This is a genomic window from Kitasatospora sp. NPDC127035, from assembly GCF_042726075.1.
Taxonomy (GTDB): domain Bacteria; phylum Actinomycetota; class Actinomycetes; order Streptomycetales; family Streptomycetaceae; genus Kitasatospora.
Map to the genome: position 1 here is coordinate 36821 of NZ_JBHXDN010000076.1, position 7500 is coordinate 44320.

The 7500-nt window shown below is 76.3% G+C and carries 4 protein-coding genes; 3 read left to right on the plus strand and 1 reads right to left on the minus strand.

Annotated elements, in window-relative coordinates; translation table 11 throughout:
- The first annotated feature begins 2 nt into the window (after nt 1-2).
- Together ACFWIC_RS34835 and ACFWIC_RS34840 are read left to right on the plus strand one after the other, a co-directional pair.
- Entirely contained in the window at nt 3-1664 is a 1662-nt protein-coding gene (locus ACFWIC_RS34835) for a VWA domain-containing protein (protein ID WP_329879208.1), read from the plus strand.
- Nucleotides 1651-2385 (plus strand): hypothetical protein, encoded by a 735-nt coding sequence (locus ACFWIC_RS34840; protein ID WP_380520939.1) that lies wholly within the window; start codon nt 1651-1653, stop codon nt 2383-2385. The genes ACFWIC_RS34835 and ACFWIC_RS34840 overlap by 14 nt, the downstream gene beginning before the upstream one ends.
- Before the next feature lie 97 nt (nt 2386-2482).
- On the opposite strand, the gene ACFWIC_RS34845 is transcribed toward ACFWIC_RS34840, so the two are convergent.
- A complete protein-coding gene (locus ACFWIC_RS34845; RefSeq protein ID WP_380520940.1) occupies nt 2483-6043 on the minus strand; it encodes an AAA family ATPase in 3561 nt (1186 codons plus the stop codon).
- Nucleotides 6044-6779: 736 nt separating this feature from the next.
- Here ACFWIC_RS34845 and ACFWIC_RS34850 point away from each other — a divergent pair.
- On the plus strand, nt 6780-7424 hold the full coding sequence (locus ACFWIC_RS34850) for a response regulator transcription factor (RefSeq protein WP_329879211.1): 645 nt from the start codon (nt 6780-6782) through the stop codon (nt 7422-7424).
- Nucleotides 7425-7500: the final 76 nt, after the last annotated feature.

Sequence of the window (7500 nt, forward strand, 5' to 3'; positions counted from 1 at the left end):
ACATGACGAGCAGGACGGCGATGATGCGGAAGAGCGGTGCGCGGGGCCTGGCGGTCGGGCTGGCCGTGCTGGTGGCGACGGTGACGGCGTGCACGTCCTCGCCCAAGGCCGATCCACCGCCCAAGCAGAGCGACGCCCCGGCGCCGACCGCGCAGGCGGGAGTGCTGCGGGTGCTCGCGGGCAGCGAGCTGCAGGACATGGCGCCGGTGCTGGAGGAGGCGCAGAAGGCGACCGGGGTGACCGTGCAGTTCGCCTGGACGGGGTCGCTGGACGGGGCGGACGCGGTCTCCTCGGGCAAGACGGACGGCAAGTACGACGCGATCTGGTTCCCGTCGAACCAGTACCTGCACCTGGACGACGGGAGCAGGTCGAAGCTGCTGTCCGAGACACCGGTGATGACCTCGCCGGTGGCGTTCGGCGTCCGTTCCTCGGTACTCGCCGACCTCGCCTGGGGCGACGGTTCGAAGGTGACGTGGGGGAACCTGGCGGAGGCCGCGGCCTCCGGCAAGCTGCGCTACGGGATGGCGGACCCGTCCCGGTCGAACTCGGGCTTCTCGGCGCTGGTGGCGGTGGCCTCGGCCTTCTCGGGGGCGAGCGCGGCACTGACCGGGGCGGACGTGCAGAAGGCGACGCCGTCGCTGAAGCAGTTCTTCACCGGGCAGAAGCTGACGTCCGGTTCGTCCGGCTGGCTGACGCAGGCGTACTCCCGGGCCGAGCAGGGCTCGGTGGGGGCGCTGGTGAACTACGAGTCGGTGCTGCTGTCGCTGAACAAGACGCTGCCCGCCGACCAGCAGCTCACCGTGGTCCGCCCGACGGACGGCGTGGTGACGGCCAACTATCCTCTGACGCTGCTGAGTTCCTCGTCGGAGCGGGAGCGGGAGGCGTTCGGGCGACTGACCGCGTACCTGCTCAAGGACGACGTGCAGAAGCGGATCTCGGAGCTGACGCTGCGCCGCCCGATCGGGGCGGGGGTCGCGCCGGCCGCCGGCCTGCCGACGGACCGGCGGCACGAGCTGCCGTTCCCGGGGACGCGCGCGGTGGCGGACGGGTTGCTGTCCTCGTACCAGAACGAGCTGCGGCGCCCGTCGCGGACGGTGTACGTGCTGGACACCTCCGGGTCGATGGCGGGGCCGCGGCTGGCGTCGCTGAAGTCGGCGATGGGCCGGCTGACGGGGGCGGACGACACCCGGGGGGTGCGGCGGTTCCGGGACCGGGAGGAGGTCACGCTGATCTCCTTCGCGTCGAAGGTGAAGTCGACGAAGACGCACGCGGTGCCGTCGGGGGCCGCGGCGCAGCAGGAGCTGGCGTCGATCAACGCGGACGTGCAGGCGTTGTCGTCGGACGGCGGGACGGCGGTGTACTCGTCGTTGCAGGAGGCGTACCGGGTGATCCAGCGGCAGCAGGCCGCGGCGGGGGACGACCGGTTCACGTCGATCGTGCTGATGTCGGACGGGGAGAGCAACGAGGGGGCGACCGACAAGGACTTCAGGTCGTTCCACGGGGGGTTGCCGGCGGCGCAGAAGTCGGTGCCGGTGTTCCCGATCCTGTTCGGTGACGCGGCGAAGGGGCAGTTGCAGGGGATCGCGGACCTGACGGGCGGCAAGCTGTTCGACGGGACGGGCTCGCTGGACGGGGCGTTCGAGGAGATCCGTGGCTACCAGTAACGGTGGCGGCGAGGGCGGCGGGCGGGTCCTGCGGTACCTGGGGTCCGTCCGCAACATCGCGGCCTGCGTGGCCGGTGCGGGCGGGCTGGGGCTGCACTTCGCGGGGTACGGCGGGGACTGGTGGCCGGGGATCGTGGTCGGGCTGTACGGCGCGGTGGCGTTGTTGGTGCCGGGTGGCGGGCCGAAGGAGCCGGCGGGGTCGCGGGGGGCGGTGCCGGCGAGGGGTTCGGCGGGGTCCGGGGCGTCGGAGGAGACGTCGTCGTCGTTGCCGGTGCCGCAGGTGTCGGTGTCGTCGATGTCGCTGCCGTCGGTGGTCTCGCCCCCGCCGGCCGTCCCGGTCGCGCCGGTGTCACCGCCGTCGTCGCCGGTGCCGCCGCGGGTGCCGCCGCGGGTGCCGCCGGTCGTGCGGCAGTCGCCGTCGTCGCCGGTCGTGCCGGTCTCGGCCCAGCCTCCGCCGTACTGGCCGGAGCTGGACGCGCTGGCGGCGTTCGTCCGGTCGGCGCCGCTGCCCGCGTCGGCGCGGGTGCCGGTGTTGCTGGAGCGGTTGCGCAGTGCGGGTCCGGGGCCGACGACGGAGCCGATCGTGGTGCGTCGGCTGCCGCTGGCGGTGGACGGCTATCTGCGGGCGCGGACCTGGCAGCCGTGGACGCCGAACGGGGCCGATCCGGCGGCCGAACTGGCCCGCGTGGTGGACGAGATGGCGGCGATGGTCCCGGCGTAGCGGCGCCGCGCCGGGCGCACGGGCACGGCTCGGCGCGGCCCGGCGCGGCCCGGGGGACGTACGGGAGGAGGGGTGGGCGGGGAGGGGACTCCTCCGCTCACCCCTCCAGCACGCCTGCCAGTTCCAGGCGCCGCCGCACCCCGAGTTTCCGGAAGCTGTTGGTCAGGTGGGTCTCGACCGTCCGGACGGCGAGGTGCAGCATGGCCGCGATCTCGGCGTTGGAGTGCCCGGCCGCGGCGAGCCGGCAGATACGCAGTTCGCTGTCGGTGAGGGCCTCGGCGCCGGCCTGTTCGCCGCGGCCGGTCCGGGCGCCGGAGGCGCGGAGCGATTCCAGTGCGGCGGCGCGCTGCCGGACGGCGCCGAGGCGTTCGGCCCGGCCAGCGGCCTCGCGCAGGGCGCGGCGGGCGGCGCCGCGGCGCCCGCCCTCGGCGAGGAGGCGGCCGTAGGTGATCAGGGCGGGGATGAGTTCGGTGTCCAGTTCGGCGCCGCGCAGCAGGTGGACGGCCTCGGCGGCGAGGTCGAGGCCGTGGCGTCCGCCGGTGGCGGCGGCGAGGGTGCGCAGGGCGCGGCCGACGGTGCGCGGGGTGCCCCAGACGCGGGCCAGGCGCAGTTCCTCCTCGGCGAGGGCGACGGCGGGGCCCGGTTCGCCGAGTTGGAGGTGGCATTCGGCGGCGGCGGAGCGCCAGGGGGTGACGATGGGGCTGCGGACCTGGCGTTCGCCCTGGCGGCGTCCGCATTCGAGGAGGTCGGCGAGGGCTTCGGCGGGTTCGCCGGAGGCGAGCCGGAGCAGGCCGCGGGCGTAGAGGTACTCGTTCCATTCCCAGGAGTCCTGGGCGCGGTCGGCGGCGACGGCGCGGGCGAGTCCGTGGGCCTGCCAGAGCCGGCCGGTCTCGACGAGGGCGAGGACGGCCTGGGCGACGAGGTGGGCGTTCTGCTGGCCGAGGAGTTCGGCGTAGCGGCCGGGTGCGGTGTCGTCGCCGCCCCGCGTGGTCGTCGCGGCCCGGGTGGCGCGCGGGGCCGTGCCCGGCTCCGCGCCCGTTCCGGTGGCCGTCTCCGTGCCTGCGACTGCCGTGCCCGTGCCTGCGGGCGCCGCGTCGGGGCCCGTCCCGGTGTCCGTCTCCGGGGTCCCGCCGGGAACCGTGCCGCCGCCCTGTTCGGCGCAGGCGCCGCTCCACCAGGAGCGGTCGCCCGTGTCGGCGCCGCCCCAGGTGTGCAGCCGGGGCAGTCCGGGCGGGCCCCACGGGGTGGACCGGAGGACCGACTGGGCGGTCGGGCGGGCGGCGGGCGGTACGGGGGGGCCGGACGACGCGCGGGACCCGGGCGCCGTGAGCGCGTAGTCGTCGAGCAGCGCCTGGTACTCGCCCCGCATGATCCTGGTCTCGGCCCTGACGGAGAGCAGGCACTGGTAGCCGGGGTCGAGCGGGCCGCCGCGGTAGGCGGCGAGGCCGCGGGTGACGAATTCGTCGGTCTGGTCGAGCTGGTCGCTCCACTGGGCGAGCGTGGCGAGTGAGACGAGCAGGTAGGAGCGGCAGAGCGGGTCGACGGGGGAGCCGTCGAGTTCGCGGACCCGTTCGGTGACCTCGGCGGCGGAGAGCAGGCCGCTGGTGGCGTCGAACTCGGTGAGCAGCGCGTAGGCGGGCGGCGCGAGCCGGTGCGGGGTGCGGGCGGCGAAGCGCTGGACGCCTTCGACGACCTGGAGCCAGCTGCGGCCGTCGTGGGCGGCGATCTGTGCGGTGGCGGCCTGGACGGCGTGGACGAGGTCCTCCCGGTCGGCGAAGCGGTCGGCGAGGTCCTCCATGAGTTCGAGTGCGGCGGCGGTGTCGCCGCGGGTGGCGAGGACGGCGCCGAGGGTGCCGGCGGCGCGGAAGACGCCTTCGTCGGACTGCTGGAGGTGGACGGCCTCGGCGAGGTGGCGCAGGCCGACGGTGCGTTCGGCCGGTCCGAGGGTGACTTCGAGGCCGCCGAGCTCGGTGAGCAGCAGGCCGCGCTGACGGTCGCTGAGGGGTTCGGCGAGGACGCGGCGCAGCAGGGTGGCGGCGTCGGCGGGGCGGTCGGCGTCGGCGGCCTTGCGGGCGGCGCGGCGGAGGGTCTCGGTGGCCCAGTGGGGGGTGGGGGCGGAGGTGAGCAGGAGGTGGCCGGCGATCCGTTCGTCGGGGGCGCCGCTGCAGTGGAGGTGTTCGGCGGCGGCGCGGTGGACCTCGGCCCGGTGGCCGGGGCCGTGGCCGGCGAGGACGGCGTCGGCGAGCAGGGGGTGGGCGAACCGGGGCCAGCGGCCGGGGGCGGGTGCGGCGAGGTGTCCGTGGGCGGTGAGGTCGGCGAGCCAGCCGGTGAGGCGGCCGGGGTCGGCGTCGGTGAGGTCGGCGAGCAGGGGGACGAGGTCGGCGTGGGCGGTGCCGGGGGCGGTGGTGGCCGCGGCGGGGTGTTCGCGCATCCGGGCGAGGACGCGGGCGGCGGTGACGGCCTGGTCGCCGCCGCCGTGCAGCCAGGTGTCGACGGCTTCGGCGAAGGCGCCGCCGGGCAGGGCGGCGCATGTGTCGGGGAGGGCGCCGTCGTCGTCGGGGAGGGTCGCCGGGTCGTCGGGGAGGGCGACCGCGGCGGCGGTGCGGGGGTGGGCCCCTTCGGCGGCGGACGCACCGGCGCCGGGACCGGGGCCGGGGCCGAGGTCGAGCCCGAGGTCCCGGCCGAGGCCGAGGTCGAGACCCAGGTCGAGCCCGAGGTCCGGTCCGAGGTCCGGTCCGGCACCGACGGCGTACAGGGCGGCCGTGCCCGCGTACGGCCGCGCGCCGGCGGTGAACGGCCCCGCACCGGCGGCGTAGGGCCCCGGGACGGGCTCCAGCTCGCGGTGTGCCGGTCCCAGCGCGCGCCGCCCGTACCCCGGCTCGTAGCGGCTGGGTCCCGGCTCGTACCGCCCCGGCCCGAGGTCGGAGAGGAGGGCGGTGAGCAGCAGCGGGTTGCCGCCGGTGGCGCGGGCGCAGTCGGCGGCGAGGGTGGGGGGTGTGCCGGGGCCGAGGTGTTCCTCGGCGAGGCGGACGGCAGTGGGGGTGCTGAGCGGGCCGAGGCGGAGGGTGGCGGCGAGCTCGGCGGGCAGGTCGCGGCCGAACCGGTCGGGCGGGGTGGCGAGGGTGTTCTGGCGGCGTTCGGTGACGAGCAGCAGGACGGGCAGCCGGTCGATCCGGCGGGCGACCTGGCGCAGCCAGCGGCGGGAGGGTTCGTCGGCGAGGTGGATGTCGTCGACGGCGAGCAGTACGGGGTGGTGGTTGGCGTGCAGGCGGAGCAGGGACCAGAGGGTGGCCTCGGCGGTGTCCGGATCGGTGGCGGTGCCGGTGCCGTAGGGGTTCGGCGGGTTGCCGTACGGGAAGTGGCCGTAGGGGACGTGGCCGTACGGGCCGACCGGGGCGGGGCCGGTGTCGAAGAGCTGGCGGGCGGCGGCGTAGGGGGTGGCCCGCTCGTCGGCCGAGCAGCGGGAGCGGAGCACGGTGGTGCCGGCCGCGCCGGCCTGGCGGGCGGCCTCGGCGAGGAGGGCGCTGCGGCCGGTGCCGGCGGCGCCGGTGATCAGCAGGACGCTGCCGGTGCCGGCGCGGGCGGCCTCGGTGTGGTCGGTGATCCGCCGCAGGTGCGGTTCGCGTTCCGCGAGGCGGGTGGACGTGGCGGTCCTCATCCGTGCTCCCCTTCTCCCCTCTGCCCTCTCCGGGCACCCGTCGCTGTCCGAACGGGCAGTGTCTGCCGTTGTATCGGGTAAACAGCTTGACCTCCTATTCACGCGTTCGCCCCATGGTCCGGTTCGCGCCTCGGCGAAATGTCGTGCGCGTGTTGCGTACGACCGCTCCGCGGGGCGTCGAGGGGGCCCGGGCGGAGGAGGGGCGGGGCGGGGAACCGGCACCTGGTCGGGTCCGTCGCGGTGGCTGTGACCGGGGTCCCGGGGTCGGCGGTGGCCGTGGGCCCGGTCGCGGCCGCGGGGGTGACCCGGGGCCCGGTTCCGGGTGGGACCGTGGTCCCGGCCCGTGTCCAGATCTCGTGGTGGACCACGATGGCCGGGAGCGGTCCCCGACGGGAAGCATGGAGCCTGGGTCCGGGGCACGGGCAGCGCTCCCGGATCGCCGTTGAACGGTTCACCACCCCCGGGGCACGCGGCGCCCGTACGGTTCGGCGTCCGCCGCCGGGGTGGCCGGGCCTGTTTTCCCAGGAGGGGGCCAGATTTGACTGTCCTGCACACCGAGTACGACCGCCGGGTTCCGGCGGGGCGGGCGTCGGCGCCGGTCGCGCGCACCGTTCCACCGCAACGGCCGGTGGCGTCCCGTTCCGTCGCCGCGAACCCTCTTGTGACTCCCGGTGCCGCTCCGGCCGTCCACCCCCAGGTGACCGCGCCGGCTCCGGCCCGTCCTTCGGGTGGCACCGTGGGTGCCACGGCCCGTTCGGCGACCGTTCCGGTGGCCGTCCAGGCTGCCGATCCGCTGTCCCGGGCGGGCGCGGAGGCGCAGCTGCGCCGGTTCCCGGGGGTGGCGGTGGTGGATCCGACCGGCACGTCCGCGCCGGGCACGGTCACCGTGCTGGTCACCGAGTCCGCCGACGCCGCTGCCACGGCCGCCCTGCGCCGGCTGGTGCGCGGTGCCGGGCAGCGGGTGGTGCTGGTGGTCGAGCGGATGCGTGAGACCGAGCTGTTGGAGGCCGTGGAGTGCGGGGTGGCCGCGATCCTGTGGCGCCGGGAGGCCACGCCGGAGCGGCTCGGCCGTGCGGTGCTGGCCGCCGCCCGGGGCGACGGCGATCTGCCGGCCGATCTCCAGGGCCGGCTGATCGCCCAGGTGGGCCGGTTGCAACGGTCCGTCCAGGGGATGCCGGGCCATGCGCCGGCGGGCCTGTCGGAGCGTGAGTCGGACGTGCTGCGGCTGGTTGCGGAGGGGTGGGACACCGGGGAGATCGCGGCCCGGCTGTCCTACTCCGAGCGGACCGTCAAGAACGTGCTGCACGGTCTGACCACGCGTCTGCAGCTGCGCAACCGGGCGCACGCGGTGGCCCACGCGGTCCGCGAGGGCTACATCTAGGCACGCGCGGCGGTCGTGGCCGCACGCGCGGCGGTCGCCGTTCGTGACGCGGGCGGGCGGGGTGAGCCCCCCCCCC